Below are 16,736 nucleotides of genomic sequence, written 5' to 3'. Positions count from 1 at the left end.
CCGCATCGCCAGCGAACTTTTCACACTCGTAGGGTGTTCCGCCGGAACACGGGGATCAGCAGGGGAGGGCCAGTGGAGGCCACGGAGACAGAACGGCCGGAGCGGCCGGAGCCACCGGCGCTGCGGATCGTGCTGCCCGGCTGGCTGGCGGCCCTCCGCAGTCCGGTGCTGCTCGGCGCCGCCCTGCTCATCGTGGTGTCGCTGGTGCTGCGGCTGCTGATCCTGCGCGACTCCTACTTCGTCGAGGACGACCTGCTCTTCGTCGGCGACGCCTACCGGAGCGACCTCACCCTCGACTTCGTGACCCGGGTGCACAAGGGCCACTTCATGCCCGGCGCCCTCGCGCTGACCTGGGTGCTCTCGCGCATCGCGCCCTACGACTGGCTGCTGGTGGCCGGTGTCACGTTCGTCGCGCAGGCGCTGCTCAGCGTGCTGGCGCTCCGGCTGCTGCGGATGCTGTTCGGCACCCGGCCGGCGATCCTGCCGCTGCTGACCCTGTTCCTGTTCTCCCCGCTGACGATTCCGGCGTTCGGCTGGTGGGCGGCCGCCATCAACGCGGTGCCGCTCCAGCTCGTCCTGGTACTCGCGCTGACCGACCAGGTCCGCTTCGCCCGCGGCGAGGGCACCCGGTACGGCCGGCACGCGCTGGCGTGGTGCGTGGTCGGCATGGCCTTCAGCACCAAGGGGGTCTTCGTCACCTTCCTGCTCTTCGCCCTGACCACCGCCTTCCTGCGGGAGCGGGAGAAGGGCTGGATCACCTCGGCGCTCGGCGAGGTGCGGCGGCACTGGCGGCTCTGGTCGGCGCACGTGATGGTGCTCGCCACCTACACGATCCTCTATCTCGCCAGGATGAGCACGGCGCCGGGGGAGGGCGCCTCGGTACCCGATCCCGGCGTGACCGCCGACCTGCTCTCGCTTCTGCTGGGCCGGACGTTCCCCAGCGGGGCGATCGGGGGCCCGGTCGACTGGGCGCCGACCCCGACCGGCGGCCTGACCGCCCCCTCCGACGTCCTCGTCGCCGTCTCCTGGGCGGTCCTGGCGGTCCTGCTTGTGATCACCGTTTGCTACCGGCGCCGCGCGCTGCGGGCGTGGCTCGTCCTGGGCGGCTACCTGCTGCTCGCCGACGCGATCCCCACGGTGATCGCCCGGGGCAACTACACGTCGCTGGTGGGCCTGGAGAGCCGTTACGTCGCGGACGCGGTGGTCGTCCTGATGATCTGCCTGGGGCTCGCCCTGCTGCCGGTCAGCGGGGAGAGCGGTGCCTACCGCCGCGCGCTGCCCGCGCCGTCCTCGCTCGTCCTCGCCGCGGGGTTGACCTCGGGTGCCTACCTCATACTGTCGATGATCTCGATCGGGGCCTATCGGGACACCCTCACCGGCGGCCACGTCCGGACATATCTTGAAACGGTCGCCGGGCAGCTCGCCGCGGCGCCGGACAATGTGGTGATCTATCCGACCCCGGTCCCCGACGACATCGTGCTCCCGGTCAACGGCGAGCGGCGGCTCAGCAGCCATCTGCTCGCCCCGCTGGCCCGCCCGACCGTACGGGTCAGGATGGCGCACCCGGAACCCTCGGAGGACGCCAAGGTCTTCAACCGTGAAGGCAGGCTGGTGCGGATGAGCATCTTCGGCTTCCTGGCCACCCGGGGCGAGGGCGAGCAGTGCATACGGACCCTGGACGGCACCGCGTTCTTCCCCGACGCGGTCTCCTTCGGCGGGAAGGCCACGGCGGGCGCGCTGGTCTACATCTCCGACCGGCCGGTCTCGGTGACCGTGCAGGTCGGTGAGGAACGGATCGTGCTCAGCCTGCAGCAGACCTCCGGCGGCCTCGTCCACTTCCCGGTGACGGGGGTGGGCAAGGGGATGAAGATCGTGATGGACGACCCGACGGCCCCGCTCTGCATGACCGGCGTCGCCCTCGGGGCGCCGGTCGCCGAAGGCGAGCAGCCCTCCTAGCCCTCCGCCGGCGCGGGGCGGAGGGGCGGGCGCACGAGGCGGTTGAGGCGCTGGGCGGGCCGTTCCACGAACCGGTAGGTCAGGGTGGCCATCACGAGCGTCATGACGGTGATGGGTACCAGGTTGCCCAGGAAGTTGCCGGAGAACTGCTGCTGCTCGGTGAAGTCGTACCACAGGTAGATGGCCACGAACTGCCAGAGGAAGACGCCGTAGGAGATGCGGCCGAGGAAGCCCATCACCGGGTTGGCGAGCAGGACCTTCACCGGTGAGTCGCCCGGCGGTGGCAGCGTGGCCGGGACGAGCAGGCACAGGGCCACGATCGCGTAGAGGGCCAGCTCGAACAGGCCCGACCAGACGCCGTCGATGCCGAGGAAGCGGGTTCCGGTCACGGGGGAGGCGGCGACGGCGTACGCCAGGGCGGCGACCAGCCACCACGAGCCGGGGGAGGCCCACACCGCCCGTTCGAAACGCCGGGCGGGGGAGTCGGTGTCCGGGGTGGCGCGTATCCAGGCCAGCACCACGGCCAGCGCCATCCCCACGGCGAAGAAGATCATCGACCGGGGTGGCCAGCTGTTCAGGAAGGGCCGGTACTCCGGGTAGTAGGTCAGCAGTGTCCAGGCGAAGGAGAGCGCGATCAGCACGCCCAGGCCCATCAGCAGCCGCCGGGCCCGCCGGTGCGCGTCCGCCCCGCCGCGCCGGGCGAAGGCGGCCAGGCCCGCCGCGAGCAGGGGAAGCAGCAGGTAGAAGGCCACCTCGACGGAGAGGCTCCACATCTGGGCCAGGCCCTGGGGCCCCAGGCCGAACCACCAGGTCTCGGTGACGTAGTTCTGGTTGAGGGTCAGCAGCGTCAGCCAGCTCCAGGCGTCGGAGGTGTGGTCGCGTGACCAGATGAACATGGCCACCACGACCACCAGCCAGTAGGCGGGCAGGATGCGCACCGCCCGCTTCCACAGGTAGACGCGGGTGCGGACGGCGGGGGTCCGGCACAGCAGCGCGGCCGCGTAGGGGCGGTAGAGCAGCAGCCCGGAGAGCGCGAAGAAGATCGGCACCGCCACGTCGCCGCGGGAGAGCAGCGCGCCGGTGAAGCCTTCGCGGAGCGCGGCACCGGACTCGCTCGCGACGTGAAAGACGAGCACCGCGAGCGAGGCGACGGCGCGCACGCCGTCCAGAGTGTCCAGATGACCGACTATTTTGGATGGAACCTGCGGAGAGAGCTGTTCCGATCTAGAACTTGTTTCGGTCACTTTTCCGCATCCCCCGGTGACGTCGATCACTCTCTGCACCTAACATACTGGTCAGTAGCCTTGTCAATCCACATATTTCCCCCCAAACCCCCCATGCTGTAATCCCCCAGGAGGGTAGATGCGTCGGGTCGTCGGAGTAATCCTGTTAGCCGTCGGGGCGTTCCTCATTGTGCTCGCGCCGCTGGTGCGTTTCCAGATCGGCGGCAGCCTGATCGCGGCTCCGGCCGCCCAATACGGGATCAGCAAGCTGGAGGCCACCGGAGCGCAGTACTTCAGCGCCAAGGACCTCAAGGTGATGACCGGCGACCTCGCCATCACCGTCACCACCCGCGGGGACGTGTCCCAGTCCCAGGGCGACCGGGTCGTCTGGGACGAGTTCACCGCGGTCAACGACCCGACGAACGGTAACCCGGGCATCGCGCTCAACGAACGGCGCAGCGCCTTCAACAAGTACACCGGCGAGGGCATCAACTGCTGCGCGGTGAACATCGACAAGAAGCCCAGCAAGCTTGAAGGCCAGATCTACAAGTTCCCCTTCGACGTCGAGAAGAAGACCTACAAGGTCTTCAACTCCACCGCGGGCATGGCCTTCGACGCCACGTTCGTCGGTGAGGAGGACGTCAACGGCCTGCCGGCGTACAAGTTCGAGCAGGTGGCTCCGGAGACGAAGACCGAGACCCGCACCGTCCCCGCCTCGATCATGGGCGTGACGGACGTGACGGGCGACGTCCAGGTGGACCGGTTCTACGAGGGCAAGAACACCTACTGGATCGAGCCGGTGACCGGCTCGCCGGTCAAGCAGGAGCAGCAGCGTAACGACGTCCTGAGGACCCAGGACGGCGCCCACAGCATCATCGCCTTCGCGGCGACGGCCAAGATGACCCCGCAGACCGTCGACGAGCTGGTGCGCAACGCCACCGAGGGCAAGAGTCAGATCACCCTGCTCAAGGTGACGATCCCGGTGATCCTGCTGCTGGTGGGCCTCGCCCTGCTGGTCACCGGATTCCTCCTGGTCCGCAGGACCGGCCGGGGCTGACGATCGGAATGCGGTGAGCTCCGGTGACCGGATCCTGGCGAGCCAGGATCCGGTGAACGAGAAAGCGGTGGCCGCCCCGGCCGCGCCGGAGCTCCCCCTCCCGGGCGCCCGGCGCCTCTCGCCCGGCGCCCTTGTCCGGGCCTGCCGCCCGCGCCAGTGGCTGAAGAACGCCCTGGTGTTCGCGGCCCCGGCGGCGGCCGGCGTGCTGGGGACCGCCCAGGGCCTGCTGGGCGCGCTGATCGCCTTCGTGGCGTTCTGCCTGGCCGCCGGCGGCACCTACCTGCTCAACGACGCCGCCGACGTCGAGGCCGACCGCCGCCACCCGCGCAAGCGCCACCGCCCCATCGCGGCGGGTCTGGTCTCGGTACGGCTCGCCTGGATCGTCGGAGCCCTGCTCGTCGTGCTCGCCCCGGTGTTCGCCGCGCTGTCGGGTGACTGGCGGCTGCCGGCCGTCGTCGTCGGATACCTGGCGCTGACCTTCGCCTACACCTACTGGCTCAAGCACGAGGTGGTGGTGGACCTGGTCGCGGTCGCGGGCTGCCACGTGATCCGCGCCTTCGCCGGGGCGGTCGCCGTGGACGTGCCGGTGACGAGCTGGTTCCTTGTGGTGATCTCGCTCGGCTCGCTCCAGCTCGTGGCGGGCAAGCGGGAGGCCGAGCTGCGCGCCGCCGCCGGCGGCAACTCCACCCGGGCCATCCTGGCCGCCTACACTCCCGGCTACCTGGCCGGTGTCCGGATGATGTCGTCAGGCGCCATGATCGTGACCTACTGCCTGTGGGCGCTCAACGACCACCCCGGCCCGTTCTACGGGATCAGCATCGTGCCCTTCCTGCTCATCGTGCTGCGGCACAATCTGCTGGTGGACAGGGGCGTGGGGGAGGAGCCCGAGGAACTCGCCCTGCGCGACCGGCCCACGCAGGTGTTCGTCGCGCTCCTGCTCGTCTCGCTCGCCTTCGGGATCTACCTGCCGTGACCTCCTCTCCAGGGCCGAGGCCCGAGTTCTCCACGCTCAAGGAGGTTCGATGACCTTCCTGACCGGCTGGGGCCGTACCGCGCCGACCCCCGCGCGTCTGGCCAGGCCCCGCTCCGCCGAGGAGGTCGCCGAGCTGGTACGGCGGGCACCGGGCCGGGGCGTCGCGGTCCGGGGACTCGGCCGCTCCTACGGCGACGCCGCGCAGAACTCCGGCGGCCTGGTCCTCGACTGCACCGCGCTGACCTCGTGGTCCCTGGACGGGACAACCGGCCTGGTCACCGCCGCCGGTGGGCTGAGCCTGCACGATCTGATGGCCGCTCTGGTGCCCCTGGGCTGGTTCGTCCCGGTCACCCCGGGCACCAGGTACGTGACGGTCGGCGGGGCCGTGGCGGCCGACGTGCACGGCAAGAACCACCACGCCGACTCCTCCTTCGGCGCTCACCTGCGCTCCCTCACCCTCGTCACGGCCGACGGCGCCGGCCGTACGCTGGCGCCGGGCGACGAGCTGTTCTGGGCCACGGTCGGTGGGATGGGGCTCACCGGTGTGATCACCGAGGCGGTGTTCCAGTGCCTGCCGATCGAGACCTCCCGGGTACGGGTGGACGTCGAGCGCACCCGGGACCTGGACCACACGCTGGAGACGATGGCGGCCACCGATCACCGTTACCGCTACACGGTCGCCTGGATCGACCTGCTCGCCGCGGGCGCCCGGATGGGCCGCAGCGTGCTCACCAGGGGAGACCACGCGACCCGCGACGAGCTGCCGCGCGGCGCCGACCCGCTGGCGTTCGCTCCCGGTTTCGCGGTGAAGGCCCCCGCCTGGGCGCCGAACGGGCTGCTCAACCAGGTGACCGTACGGGCCTTCAACGAGGCCTGGTACCGGAAGTCACGCCCCGGCACCGGTCTCATCCAGGGACTCGCGCCGTTCTTCCACCCGCTGGACTCGGTGGACGGCTGGAACCGGGTCTACGGCTCGCACGGCTTCGTCCAGTACCAGTTCCTGGTGCCGTTCGGCGAGGAGGCGACGCTGCGGCGGATCGTCTCGCGGCTGTCGGCCGACGGGGTGGTCTCCTTCCTCACGGTGCTCAAGCGGTTCGGCCCCGGCACGCCGGGGATGCTGTCGTTCCCGGCCCCCGGCTGGACGCTCGCCCTGGACATCCCCGCCGGCCGGCGAGGGCTGGCCGGGCTGCTGCGCGAGTTCGACGGCTGGGTGGCGGGGGCGGGCGGGCGGATCTACCTGGCCAAGGACTCGCGGATGTCGGCCGAGACGATGGCCGCGATGTACCCCAGGCTGGCAGAGTGGCGAGGGATCCGTGACGAGGTGGATCCGGCCGGGGTGTTCCGCTCGGACCTGTCGAGAAGACTCTCCCTGTGAGCCGCGGCCGCGTGGCGTGCCGTGCGGCTCGGCCCCTGTGGCGGGCGAGCGGACAGGTCCCAGTCCCGGGACGCCGAGGAGGACCGCCCGTCGACTTCCTCCCCAAGGCTGCGGCCCGGGGGCTCCACGCTGGAGGTATTCGATGAGGAACGCCCTGGGCGCGGTGGACACCGTGCTGCTGCTGGGTGGGCGCAGCGAGATCGGGCTGGCGATCGTCGAGCGGCTGGTCCGCGACGGTGCCCGCCGGGTCGTGCTCGCCGCCCGTGACGCCACCGCCGGGCCGCCCCCGGTGATCGGGGCCGCCGAGGTGCACCTGCTGGACTTCGACGCCTCCCGGCCCGAGACGCACGGCGAGGTGATCGAGGCCGCCGCGAAGCTGGTCGGTGACCTGGACGTGGTCATCCCCGCCTTCGGCGTGCTGGGCAGCCAGCAGACCTACGACGCCGATCCGGTGGCCGCCGCCGAGGCGGTCGCGGTCAACTACGGCGGGCACGTGTCCGCCGGGCTCTTCGCCGCGCGGCGGCTGCGCGAGCAGGGCCACGGCACGCTGGTGGTGCTCTCCTCGGTGGCCGGGGTGCGGGTGCGCCGGGCCAACTTCGTGTACGGCTCGGCCAAGGCGGGCCTGGACGGGTTCGCGCAGGGGCTGGGTGACGCCCTGCACGGATCGGGTGCCCGGGTGATGGTGGTCCGGCCTGGTTTCGTGATCGGCAGGATGACCGAGGGGATGTCTCCCGCGCCGATGTCGTCCACTCCTGGCCAGGTCGCCGACGCGGTGATCGCCGGGTTGCGCTCGGACGCCGAGGTCGTCTGGGTTCCCGGCGGGCTGCGGGTGTTCTTCGCGGTGATGCGCGTGCTGCCGCGCGCGATCTGGCGCCGAATGCCTCGGTGAAACAGGTTCTTGTTGTAGTTTCCCGGCAATGTTTTGATTTCCCGACAATACCGACGAAATATTCTAGACTAGAACACGTTGCAGTTCGCCGGAGGCGGGTCGTACCGTGGGCGCATGCGGACACGTGTCACGGACATGCTCGGGATCGAACTTCCGATATTCGCTTTCAGCCACTGCCGGGACGTCGTCGTCGAGGTCAGTCGCGCCGGCGGGATGGGCGTGCTCGGCGCGCTCTACTTCACCCCGGAAGAGCTCGAGATGGAGCTCAAGTGGATCGACGACCACGTCGACGGTAAGCCGTACGGCGTCGACGTGGTCATGCCCGCCTCCTACGCGGGAGCCGACCTGGGCGTCGACTCGCCCGAGGATCTGCTGGGACGGCTCCAGGGGATGATCCCCGAGGGGCACCGCGCGTTCGTCGACGACCTGCTGACCTCGCACGGCGTCGGTCCGCTGTCCGGCGAGGAGGCCGGCCGGGCCCTGCTCGGCTGGACCGACGCCACCGCCCGGCCGCAGGTCGAGGTGGCGCTGCGGCACCCGATCGCGCTGCTGGCCAACGCCCTCGGCCCGCCGCCCGCCGACGTGGTCGAGCTGGCGCATGCCAAGGGCGTGAAGGTGGCGGCGCTGGCGTCCACCCCCCGGCACGCCGTCAAGCAGGTCGAGGTCGGCGTGGACATCGTCGTCGCGCAGGGCACCGAGGCGGGCGGGCACACCGGGGAGATCTCCACGATGGTGCTCATCCCACAGGTGGTGGACGCGGTGGACGTGCCCGTACTGGCCGCGGGAGGCATCGGCAACGGCCGCCAGATGGCGGCGGGCATGGCGCTCGGAGCCGAGGGGGTGTGGACCGGTTCCATCTGGCTCGCCGTCGAGGAGGCCGACACCCCCGCGATGGCCAAGCAGCGCATCCTGGAGGCCACCTCACGCGACACCGTGCGCTCCCGCTCGTGGACGGGCAAGCCCGCCCGGCTGCTCAGGAACGAGTGGACCGACGCCTGGGAGGCGCCCGACTCGCCCGGCACCCTGCCGATGCCGCTGCAGTTCATGCTGATCTCCGACGCGCTCCGCCGCATCGCCCGCTCCGACGCCGCCGAGCTGGCCACCTTCCCGGCGGGTCAGATCATCGGGACCATGAACCAGGTACGGTCGACCAAGGACGTGGTGTTCGGGCTGGTGGAGGAGTACATCGAGGCCACCGAGCGGCTGGGACGGCTGACCGGGGAGTAGCGCGGGTTCGTGGCCCGCCGCGCTCTCCGTTCCGGGTGCACATGATCAATGGGTGGTCATGGGCGTGCCGGGGGAGTTCCGGCGGATGGCCAGTACGGCGACGTCGTCGCGGAGGTTGCCCCGGGTGTGTCGGAGCAGTTCGGTCTGGAGGGTGCCGACCACCTGATCGGGGGAGGCGTCATGCCAGTGGGCCAGGCGGTCCTCCAGGGGGTAGAAGACGCCGGACGGGTCACGGGCCTCGGTGACGCCGTCCGTGCAGAGCAGCAGGGTCGCACCGGGAGGGAAGTCGAACCATTCGACGGCACGTGGTTGCGAGGTGAGGGAGCCCAGCCCCAGGGGGACGCCCGGATCACGGAAGAGAACCGGGCCGACCCGCTCGCCGTACAGGATGTACAGCGGAACATGGCCGCAGTTGACGGCCTGGGCCTTGTATCCGCTGTCTACGCTCAGTACGAGGGCGGTGACGAAGCGTTCGGGTTCGCCGGCCTGCTTCGCGAAGGCGTTGTGCCGCAGCACGGCATTTTCCAGTGCGTCCACCACCGCGGGGAGAGCCGGTTCCCGGAAGGCCGCCTCCCGGAAGGCGCCCAGCACCGCGAAGGCGGTGCCGATGGCGGGCAGGCCCTTGCCCTGGACATCGGCGATGAGCACCCGGCTGCCGTACGACGAGGCCACGATCTCGTAGACGTCGCCCCCGACCATGCTGTCCTCCTCCGCGGGCTCGTACAGCCCGTCGACCAGGAGCTGGTCGGTGAGCAACGGCAGCGGGCGCAGGATCTGCCGTTGCAGGGCCGCCGACGCCGAGCGCAGCCGGGCGATCTCCTCGTTCTTGCGGATCCGCCACCGGCCTCCCGCGACGCTCAACCCCCCGAGTACGACGGAGAAGACGATCAATGACAGATTGGCGGCCGGCTCCAACGGGTGGTAGAGCACCGAGCCGGTAACGACGAGGACGACCCATCCGGCGGTGAGGAAGGTCTGCCGCACCGTCCCCACCCCGGCGACGAAGGCGGGCAGGATGATGAGGAAGGGGGCCAGCCGGCTCTCTCTGTCGCTCAGGTAGCCGGACACCAGGACAAGCACGGTGAGGCCAAGGAGCCAGTACAGCAGAACGGTGGAACTGAGCGCGGAGGAGGTGATCCCGCTCCGTTTCCCGCCGCTCTCCGGCGGGCCGTCAGAAGTGCGCACCGTTGCTCCTGCTCTCCGTTGTCGAGGTTCGGCCGGAGGGACCTCGACACTTGCCCGGCCTTGGCGGAACGGCACGCGCCATCTCGTGGTGCGCGGGGGGGCGGCGTTCCACCTCTCTTCTCGCATCGTAGAACGGACTCCGGTGACTCTCGCGTTCACGTGCGCTCCTCGGCGCGGTTCCGCCGTACCCGGCTCGCCGGGGTTTCTCCCGGAACCGGGGCGCGCGGAGTGTCTGTCAGCCGGTTCGGGCGGGGATCCGGGTGTTGCCGGAACCGGCTACCGGGGCCGGGGGAGAGGGCAGAGTGATCGCGACGCGCAGGCCGCCCTCGGGGCGTGAGGTGGCGGTGACCGTACCGCCGTGGGCGTCCACGATGGCGCGGACTATCGACAACCCGAGCCCCGCGCCGCGCGCCGAGCGGACACGGTCGCCCTGCAGCCGCCTGAAGGGCTCGAAGAGATCCTCCACCTCGTACGGCGGGACCGGCTGCCCGGTGTTCTCCACGACCAGGCCGCCCTGGTCACAGGAGATCCAGACCTGCCCGTCCCGCACGTTGTACTTGATCGCGTTCTCCACCAGGTTGCAGACGGCGCGTTCGAGGAAGAGCGGATCGCCCTCGACGGTCACCGGGCTCAGGTCCCGGTGGATGGTGACGGGCCGGTTGCGGGGCAGCGGGTCGAGCTGGTCCAGGGCGGCGCGTACCACCTGGTCGAGTTCGAGGGGCCTGCGCGAGGTGAGTTCCTGCTCGGACTGGGCCAGCAGGAGCAGTCCCTCGATCAGCCGTTCGTGGCGGGCGTTGGTACCGAGCAGCGCGCGGGCCAGCGTCTTGAGATCCGGCGAGGCCCCGGGCTCCTCCAGCGACACCTCCAGGACCGTGCGGTTGATCGCCAGCGGGGTACGCAGCTCGTGCGAGGCGTTGGCGATGAATCGGCGCTGGGCGTCGAACACCCGGTGCAGCCGGTCGAGCATCGCGTCGAAGGTGTCGGCCAGCCGTTTGATCTCGTCCTGGGGCCGCCCGCGTAGGGCGATCCGCTCGTGCAGGTTGCCCTCCGACAGCCGCTGCGCGGTCTCGGTGACCCGGTCGAGGGGACGGAGCGCGCGGTCGGCGATCAGGTAGCCGACCACTGTCGCGGCGATCCCGACGAGGACCATGATCAGGAGCGAGGAGCGCAGCATCTCGTCGAGGACGCTGGTCGCCCGCTGCCCCACGTCCCCTATCAGCACCTCCCCGATGGGCTTCTCGGAGGGCAGATCTGCTCCCGCCTCGCTTATCTTCGAGTAGGCCACGGTGAACTGCTGGTTCAGCGCCTTGGCGGTCAGCAGGTAGGTGGACCAGACCAGCGTCGACCCGGCCGCGAAGAACAGCGCGCCGTACAACAGGGTGAGTCGCGTGCGCAGGCCGAGCCTCACAGCCGGTACCCCTTTCCCGGCACGTTCTGCAGCACCGAGGGAGTGCCGAGCTTCTTGCGCAGCGAGGTGATCGCGACGCGCAGCACGCCCGTACCCCCCTCCGCGTGCTCGTCCCACACCTTTCTGCGCAGCTCGGCGGAGGTGACGAGGTCACCGTCCGCGGCCAGGAGCTCCCGCAGCAGGTCGAACTCCTTGCGGTTCAGCCCGATCCGCCGTCCGTCCCTGGTGACCGTACGGCGGGCGGGGTCGAGCCTGATCCCCGCCCGTTCCAGGGCCGGCGGGGCGGTACGGAAGGAGCGGCGGGCCAGCGTCCTGATCCTGGCGACCAGCTCGGCGAATGCGAACGGCTTGACCAGGTAGTCGTCCGCGCCCAGGGTCAGCCCGTCGATCCTGTCGTGGACCTGCCCCGCCGCGGTCAGCATGAGGATGCGGCTTCGCTGCCTGAGCTCGCCGCACACGTCGTCGCCGTGCACCTCGGGCAGGTCACGGTCCAGTACGACGACGTCGTATTCGACGTATCCGGCCCGCTCCAGCGCCTCCCGGCCGTCGTAGACCACGTCCACGGCCATCGCGTGCAGCCGCAGGCCCCGTGCGACGGCGTCGGCCAGCTGTTCTTCGTCCTCCACGATCAGCACTCGCATGATGACGAGGGTGACGCACCGGGTGTTAGCGCCGGGTAAGCGCTTATCCGGGTCTAACACCTTCTCCGGTGAAGTTGGCCCTCAACCAACCCAGGGAGATCGTTGTGAAAGCTCGACTGTTGCTGCTCGCCGTACCGCTGCTGCTGGCGGGGTGTGGCGCGGCTCCGACCACCTCAGGCGTCGCCAGCGCGGGAGACGGCACCGCCAAGCCCACCGCCTCGGCCTCGGCCTCGGCCGATCGGCGGCAGGCGATGCTGAAGTTCGCCCAGTGCATGCGTGAGAACGGCGTCGACATGGCCGATCCGGACCCCAACGGGTCGATCAACTACCAGACCAAGAAGGACGAGCAGGCCAAGACGGATAAGGCGGCGAAGGTGTGCCAGCCCTTGTTGGACGCCGCGCTCGGCGACAAGAGCACGGCCGGCGACTCGAAGCGGCGCGACGAGATGGTCAAGTACGTGCAGTGCATGCGCGAGCAGGGCATCGACATGGAGGATCCGGACCCCAACGGCGGGGTCAAGTTCCAGTTCCCCGCGGGAGCGGAGGCGAAGGTGAAGGCGGCCGAGGAGGCCTGCAAGGAGTTCTCGCCCGGCATGGAAGCGAGCGGGCAGTGAGGAGGGGGCTCGTCCTGTCGGGGGTGACCCTCCTGGCAGTCGTGGCCGCGGGGGCGGTGATCGCCGTGCTGGCCGATGGCGGCGCCGGGGTGGCCACGCCCGTCAGGGCCCAGGTCGCCGACACGGCGGTGATCACCAGGCAGGACCTGCTGGACACCAAGACCGTGACCGGCGCGCTGACCTACTCGGGGCAGCGCCGGCTCACCACCGGCGCGGCCGGAACGGTGACGTCGGTGCCCGCCGAGGGCTCGGTGGTACGGCGGGGCCGCTCCCTGCTCAAGGTCGATCGCAGGCCGGTCACCCTGATGTACGGCACGTTGCCCCTTTACCGGCCGCTACGCCGGGGCGTCTCCGACGGGCCCGACGTCAGGCAGCTCGAACGCAACCTCAGGGCGCTGGGCTACGGCAAGGACCTCACCGTGGACGACCACTTCAGCTACGCCACCTACCTCGCGGTACGCGAGTGGCAGCAGGACCGGGGGCTGCCCAAGACCGGTCAGGTGGACGACACGCAGGTGCTGTTCCTGCCCTCGGCGGTCAGGGTGACCGAGGTGAAGACCGTGGTCGGCGGCAGGATCGCGCCGGGACAGCAGGTCCTCACGGTCAGTGACCTGAACCGGCTGGTCCACGTCGAACTCGACAGCGGTGACCAGACGCTCGCCAAGAAGGGGGTGAAGGTCACCGTGGAGCTGCCGGGCGGCGAGAAGGCGGCAGGGAAGATCACCGAAGTGGGCACGGTGGCCAGGCGGAGCAGGGACAGGACGGTCATCGACGTCGAGATCACGCTCACCAGGAAACCGAAGACCAAGCTCGACCGGGCCCCCGTCGAGGTGGAGATGGTGAGCGGGCGGCGGAAGAACGTGCTCGCCGTACCGGTGGAGGCGCTGCTCGCGCTGCGCGAGGGCGGGTTCGGTATCGAGATCGTCGAGGGTTCCCTCATCCGGCTGGTGCCGGTGAAGGTCGGCGCGTTCGGCAGCGGCATGGCCGAGATCACCGGGGACGGGCTCAGCGAAGGTATGAAGGTCGGGGTGCCGTCGGAGTGAGCATCATCGAGCTACACGGGGTGACCAAGACCTACAACGGTGATGTCCAGGTGCTACGCGGGGTGGACCTGCTGGTCGAGAAGGGCGAACTGCTGGCCATCGTCGGTCCGTCGGGCTCGGGCAAGTCCACCATGCTCCACCTGATCGGGACCCTGGACCGGCCCACCTCGGGGACCGTCCGCATCGCGGGTCACGACATCGCGACCCTGTCGGACCGCGAGCTGTCGGCGCTGCGCGCCCGCCACCTGGGGTTCGTCTTCCAGCAGTTCCACCTGGCGCCGGGGGTGAGCGCCCTGGACAACGTGGCCGACGGACTGCTCTACACCGGAACGCCGCTGCGGGTTAGACGCACACGGGCCGCGGCGGCCCTGGAGCGGGTGGGCCTCGGGCATCGGCTCGACCATCGGCCCAACCAGCTCTCCGGTGGTGAGCAGCAGCGGGTGGCCGTGGCCAGGGCCGTCGTCGGCGACCCGCCACTGCTGCTGGCCGACGAGCCGACCGGCAACCTCGACTCCGCCTCGGGGGCCGAGGTGCTCAAGATCCTGCGCGAGCTCCACGAGGGCGGGACCACGATCGCGATCATCACGCACGACAACGAGATCGCCGCCTGGTGCCCCCGGCAGGTACGGGTCCGCGACGGGGAGGTGCTGACGTGAAGCCCATCAGGTTCACTCCCTCCGAGGTGCCCGGGGGTTGTGACGGGGGGAGATCCGCCAGGATCGACCTCTCCGAGGTGCCGGGGGCTCGTGGCGGGGAGGCGCTGAGATGAAGCCCGCCAGGCTCGGCCTCTCCGACGTGCTCCGGGTCGGCGCGGCGGGGCTCAGGAGCCGCCCGACGAGGGTGATCCTCTCCGCGCTCGGCATCGCCATCGGTATCGCCACCATGATCGCGGTGATCGGGATCTCCTCCTCCTCCCGGGAGGAGCTGCTGCGCCGGCTCGACCGGTTGGGCACCAACCTGCTGACCGTGGCCCCGGGTCAGACGATCTTCGGGGAGCCGGCCAAGCTGCCGAAGGAGTCGGTCGCCATGGTCAGGCGCATCGGCCCGGTGAGCACGGCCTCGGCCACCGGAATCGTCGAGGCGTCGGTGCGGAGGACCGGCTACATCCCCGAGACGGTCACCGGGGGCATCGCCGTACAGGCCGCCACCGTCGAACTGCTCCGCACGCTGGAGGGCACGGTCCAGCACGGCACCTGGCTGAACGCCGCCACCGAACGGCAACCGGTGGTGGTCCTGGGTTCCAAATCCGCGGAGCGACTGGGTATCACCAGGACCGGTGTGCGGGTGTGGGTGGGCAACCGGTGGTTCACGGTCATCGGCATCCTGGAATCGATGCCGCTCGCGCCCGAGATCGAACGGTCGGCGCTCATCGGGTTTCCAGCGGCTGAGGAACTGCTGGGTTTCGACGGGCACCCCACCACCATCTACGAGCGGTCCGCCGAGGAGGCGGTGACGGACGTACGCTCCGTGCTGCCTCGTACGGTGAATCCGGAGAAGCCGGGGGAGGTGAACGTCAGCAGGCCCTCCGACGCGCTGGCCGCCAGGGCCGCCGCGGCCGGGGCCTTCACCAACCTGCTGCTCGGCCTCGGCACGGTCGCCCTGCTGGTCGGCGGGGTCGGCGTGGCGAACACCATGGTGATCTCGGTGCTGGAACGCCGCCGGGAGATCGGCCTGCGCCGCTCCCTGGGGGCCACCCGTGGCCAGGTCCGCGTTCAGTTCCTGGCGGAGTCCCTGTTGCTGTCCGCTCTGGGCGGCGTCGTCGGGACCGCCTTGGGCACCCTGGCCACCGTCGGCTATGCCCTGTCCCGTGACTGGCCTCCCGTCTTGCCGCCCTGGGCGGTCGGCGGCGCGGTCGGCGCCACCCTGGTCATCGGCACTCTCGCCGGCATCTACCCCGCGATGCGGGCCGCTCGCCTGTCCCCGACGGTCGCACTGTCCACGACCTGACAGCGATCGGACCGCTGCGGTGTTTCATGGCTGGTCGGGGGTGTGCTGCGGCACCTCACGGCTGGTCGGGTGCGCGCTCCGGTGGGTGGGTGTTCTCAGGCCTCCGGCCTGGCGGGCGCGGTGGTTTCGGGACTTTATACGCCGCCCGGAACACCCACCCACCTCCGCGCCATATCGTCTCGCCGTACGGGGAGCGGACCGTAGCCGCTTTCTTCCGGGCCGCCCGGTGCTCTCCACACGGCTGAAGCAATCCGCTGGAGGCCGGTGCGGGGGCGGCCGCCGTAGCTGAAGCCTCTCTTTCGAAAGGAGCGCAGGGGCACCCGCCATAGAGAGGTGAGGGAGGGGCCGCTCCCCTCTATCGGAGGGGTTCAGGTCAGGGTCTGGAAGGGGGCAGGTCAGGATCACTCGCCGTGGAGGGGGGTGGGGACAGCCCGATGGATGGATGATCCTGTCAGGGGTCAGGGGTCAGGGGTCAGGGGTCAGGGGGCCGCGTCATCCGCCGCTGCCGTAGGGGCGGGTGATGATCTCCAGGTTGTGGTGGTTCGGGTCCTCGAAGTAGAGGCCACGGCCGCCGTCGTGGTGGTTGATCTGCCCGACCTGCCGGTGGAAGGGGTCGGCGTAGTAGGTGATGCCGGCCTGCTGGATCCGTCCGAAGATGGCGTCGAACTCCTTCTCGGAAACCAGGAAGGCGTAGTGCTGGGTGGTGATCTGTTCCTCGTGGCTGTCGGCGAAGTCCAGGGTGACGCCGTTACCGGTCGCCACCGGGATGAAGGGCCCGTAGGGGGCCCCGACCTCAAGGCCCAGGACGCCTGCCAGGAACTCGGCGGACGCCTTCTTGTCGTGGGCCGCCACGATGGTGTGGTTCAACTCAACTGGCATGGTGAAATCCTTCCCCGAAACGGACGAGATGGTCGGCCTCTGAGGCTCCTACCCGGCAGATGGTGTGGCGAGTCACCTTCATGGCCCGTCCCTCACCGCCGGGCCGAACCCGCCTGCCGCTTGGGGCGTGACCAGGTCATTTGCGGTGCGGGTCGTTGCTTGTGGACATCGGACCCGGACCTGCGGGTGAAGCGACTTCGCGGCAGTCTCCATCGCAGCGGCGGGAGCCTCTCACCGGATGCGCCACAAGCATGTGTTCGGGAGATCAGCCGTTTCCGCTGTCAGCGGAGAAAGGCTGTTTCCCGAACACGAGGCAGAG

15 protein-coding genes are annotated in these 16,736 nt (G+C 70.1%); 10 read left to right on the top strand and 5 right to left on the bottom strand.

The window, feature by feature from the left end; genetic code table 11:
- The first annotated feature begins 72 nt into the window (after positions 1-72).
- Positions 73-1,956: a hypothetical protein gene (locus tag ABT130_RS17180; protein ID WP_350956430.1), complete on the top strand. Its 1,884-nt coding sequence runs from the start codon at positions 73-75 to the stop codon at positions 1,954-1,956.
- Here ABT130_RS17180 and ABT130_RS17175 read toward each other — a convergent pair.
- Positions 1,953-3,116 (bottom strand): acyltransferase family protein, encoded by a 1,164-nt coding sequence (locus ABT130_RS17175; protein WP_350956428.1) that lies wholly within the window; start codon positions 3,114-3,116, stop codon positions 1,953-1,955. The two genes, ABT130_RS17180 and ABT130_RS17175, sit on opposite strands and share 4 nt — an antisense overlap.
- A 202-nt stretch (positions 3,117-3,318) precedes the next feature.
- On the opposite strand from ABT130_RS17175, the gene pgfA reads away from it, so the two are divergent.
- The 5 genes from pgfA (at position 3,319) to ABT130_RS17150 (ending at position 8,700) form a co-directional block, all read left to right on the top strand.
- Complete coding sequence (gene pgfA / locus ABT130_RS17170; RefSeq protein ID WP_350920986.1) at positions 3,319-4,236, top strand: cell envelope lipid trafficking protein PgfA; 918 nt, start codon at positions 3,319-3,321, stop codon at positions 4,234-4,236.
- A gap of 52 nt (positions 4,237-4,288) precedes the next feature.
- Complete coding sequence (locus tag ABT130_RS17165; RefSeq protein ID WP_451935325.1) at positions 4,289-5,209, top strand: decaprenyl-phosphate phosphoribosyltransferase; 921 nt, start codon at positions 4,289-4,291, stop codon at positions 5,207-5,209.
- Positions 5,210-5,258: 49 nt separating this feature from the next.
- On the top strand, positions 5,259-6,584 hold the full coding sequence (gene dprE1 / locus ABT130_RS17160; RefSeq protein ID WP_350956426.1) for an FAD-binding oxidoreductase: 1,326 nt from the start codon (positions 5,259-5,261) through the stop codon (positions 6,582-6,584).
- 142 nt (positions 6,585-6,726) lie between these two features.
- Positions 6,727-7,473, top strand: a complete 747-nt coding sequence (gene dprE2 / locus ABT130_RS17155; protein WP_350920991.1) for a decaprenylphospho-beta-D-erythro-pentofuranosid-2-ulose 2-reductase — start codon at positions 6,727-6,729, stop codon at positions 7,471-7,473.
- Positions 7,474-7,587: 114 nt separating this feature from the next.
- Complete coding sequence (locus ABT130_RS17150) at positions 7,588-8,700, top strand: NAD(P)H-dependent flavin oxidoreductase (protein WP_350956425.1); 1,113 nt, start codon at positions 7,588-7,590, stop codon at positions 8,698-8,700.
- Between the two features lie 45 nt (positions 8,701-8,745).
- Here the strand turns inward: ABT130_RS17150 and ABT130_RS17145 are convergent, their stop codons facing one another.
- The 3 genes from ABT130_RS17145 to ABT130_RS17135 all read right to left on the bottom strand — a co-directional run bounded on the left by ABT130_RS17145 (position 8,746) and on the right by ABT130_RS17135 (position 11,934).
- A complete protein-coding gene (locus ABT130_RS17145; RefSeq protein ID WP_350956423.1) occupies positions 8,746-9,885 on the bottom strand; it encodes a PP2C family protein-serine/threonine phosphatase in 1,140 nt (379 codons plus the stop codon).
- Positions 9,886-10,120: 235 nt separating this feature from the next.
- Positions 10,121-11,293, bottom strand: a complete 1,173-nt coding sequence (locus ABT130_RS17140; protein ID WP_350956421.1) for a sensor histidine kinase — start codon at positions 11,291-11,293, stop codon at positions 10,121-10,123.
- On the bottom strand, positions 11,290-11,934 hold the full coding sequence (locus tag ABT130_RS17135) for a response regulator transcription factor (protein WP_350956419.1): 645 nt from the start codon (positions 11,932-11,934) through the stop codon (positions 11,290-11,292). The genes ABT130_RS17140 and ABT130_RS17135 overlap by 4 nt, the downstream gene beginning before the upstream one ends.
- 104 nt (positions 11,935-12,038) lie before the next feature.
- On the opposite strand from ABT130_RS17135, the gene ABT130_RS17130 reads away from it, so the two are divergent.
- The 4 genes from ABT130_RS17130 to ABT130_RS17115 all read left to right on the top strand — a co-directional run bounded on the left by ABT130_RS17130 (position 12,039) and on the right by ABT130_RS17115 (position 15,538).
- Positions 12,039-12,548 (top strand): hypothetical protein, encoded by a 510-nt coding sequence (locus tag ABT130_RS17130; protein WP_350956418.1) that lies wholly within the window; start codon positions 12,039-12,041, stop codon positions 12,546-12,548.
- Positions 12,549-12,571: 23 nt separating this feature from the next.
- On the top strand, positions 12,572-13,591 hold the full coding sequence (locus ABT130_RS17125) for a peptidoglycan-binding protein (RefSeq protein WP_350956416.1): 1,020 nt from the start codon (positions 12,572-12,574) through the stop codon (positions 13,589-13,591).
- Between the two features lie 2 nt (positions 13,592-13,593).
- The gene (locus ABT130_RS17120; protein ID WP_451934977.1) at positions 13,594-14,247 is read left to right on the top strand and encodes an ABC transporter ATP-binding protein; all 654 of its coding nucleotides are present in this window, start codon (positions 13,594-13,596) and stop codon (positions 14,245-14,247) included.
- Positions 14,248-14,356: 109 nt separating this feature from the next.
- Complete coding sequence (locus tag ABT130_RS17115; RefSeq protein ID WP_350956412.1) at positions 14,357-15,538, top strand: ABC transporter permease; 1,182 nt, start codon at positions 14,357-14,359, stop codon at positions 15,536-15,538.
- Between the two features lie 492 nt (positions 15,539-16,030).
- On the opposite strand, the gene ABT130_RS17110 is transcribed toward ABT130_RS17115, so the two are convergent.
- Positions 16,031-16,417, bottom strand: coding sequence for a VOC family protein (locus ABT130_RS17110; RefSeq protein ID WP_350956410.1), 387 nt, complete (start codon positions 16,415-16,417; stop codon positions 16,031-16,033).
- Between the last annotated feature and the right edge of the window lie 319 nt (positions 16,418-16,736).

This window comes from Streptosporangium sp. NPDC001681 (genome assembly GCF_040298085.1).
Lineage (GTDB): Bacteria > Actinomycetota > Actinomycetes > Streptosporangiales > Streptosporangiaceae > Streptosporangium.
This window is presented reverse-complemented; position numbering and strand designations above follow the sequence as displayed.

Coding starts and splice junctions, on each gene's coding strand:
- pgfA (WP_350920986.1), top strand. CDS start 3,319: ATGCGTCGGGTCGTCGGAGTAATCCTGTTAGCCGTCGGGGCGTTCCTC.
- dprE1 (WP_350956426.1), top strand. CDS start 5,259: ATGACCTTCCTGACCGGCTGGGGCCGTACCGCGCCGACCCCCGCGCGT.
- dprE2 (WP_350920991.1), top strand. CDS start 6,727: ATGAGGAACGCCCTGGGCGCGGTGGACACCGTGCTGCTGCTGGGTGGG.
- ABT130_RS17150 (WP_350956425.1), top strand. CDS start 7,588: ATGCGGACACGTGTCACGGACATGCTCGGGATCGAACTTCCGATATTC.
- ABT130_RS17135 (WP_350956419.1), bottom strand. CDS start 11,934: ATGCGAGTGCTGATCGTGGAGGACGAAGAACAGCTGGCCGACGCCGTC.
- ABT130_RS17115 (WP_350956412.1), top strand. CDS start 14,357: ATGAAGCCCGCCAGGCTCGGCCTCTCCGACGTGCTCCGGGTCGGCGCG.
- ABT130_RS17110 (WP_350956410.1), bottom strand. CDS start 16,417: ATGCCAGTTGAGTTGAACCACACCATCGTGGCGGCCCACGACAAGAAG.